The 746-nt window shown below is 61.4% G+C and carries 1 protein-coding gene; it reads left to right on the forward strand.

Annotation, left to right across the window (positions count from 1 at the left end; all coding sequences use genetic code 11):
- Nucleotides 1–453 precede the first annotated feature (453 nt).
- A partial coding sequence (locus tag FEI13_RS18835) for an electron transfer flavoprotein subunit beta/FixA family protein (RefSeq protein WP_420841604.1) occupies nucleotides 454–746 on the forward strand: 293 nt, incomplete at its 3' end.

A 746-nucleotide genomic window follows, 5' to 3' on the forward strand; every position in this document is an offset into this window, starting at 1 on the left:
GGCACGCCGCCGACAGGCCCGAAGGCCCGGCACCGACGATCACCACATCGAAATCCATGGAATCGCGTTCGACTTGTTCTTCCACCTGCACTCTCCTTGCTGTCCCCGAGGACGTGGCCACCGGATGCGACCAACGTCGATAGGATTTAAAACGGTCGTTTGCTTCTAGCCATGTCTCATGATAGGCATAATAGCGGCAAAGGGTCACCCCCTGCGATGGTGCAGGGCACAAGGGTGCCTGGCGTGGCCCTGCAAGGCCGGGGATTGTTGATCCGGACCGGCCATGGCACATTGGGGGCGTTTTTCGCTGCAGCGCCTATCAAACGCTTGCATGAAACGCATAAGAGTATGCCAGCCGGTTCCAAGGAGGCGTGTTTCCCGCCCGCTCGTTCGGGTGGTCGAGGTCGCTTCTTCCATCATCAGGTTCCCAGAGTGAACCAAGCGAGGACACATATGAAGGTACTCGTCGCGGTCAAACGCGTCATCGACTACAACGTCAAGATCCGGGTTAAGCCGGACCACTCCGATGTCGATCTCACCAACGTCAAGATGGCCATGAACCCCTTCTGCGAGATCGCCGTGGAAGAGGCGGTGCGCCTGAAGGAGAAGGGCGTGGCCAGCGAGGTCATCGTGGCCACCGTCGGTCCCAAGGCTGCCCAGGAGCAGCTGCGCACCGCGCTGGCGCTGGGTGCCGATCGTGCCGTGCACGTCGAGACCGATGAGCGCGTCGAGTCGCTGGGCGCGGC

The organism is Halomonas urmiana, from assembly GCF_005780185.1.
Classification (GTDB): Bacteria; Pseudomonadota; Gammaproteobacteria; order Pseudomonadales; family Halomonadaceae; genus Halomonas; species Halomonas urmiana.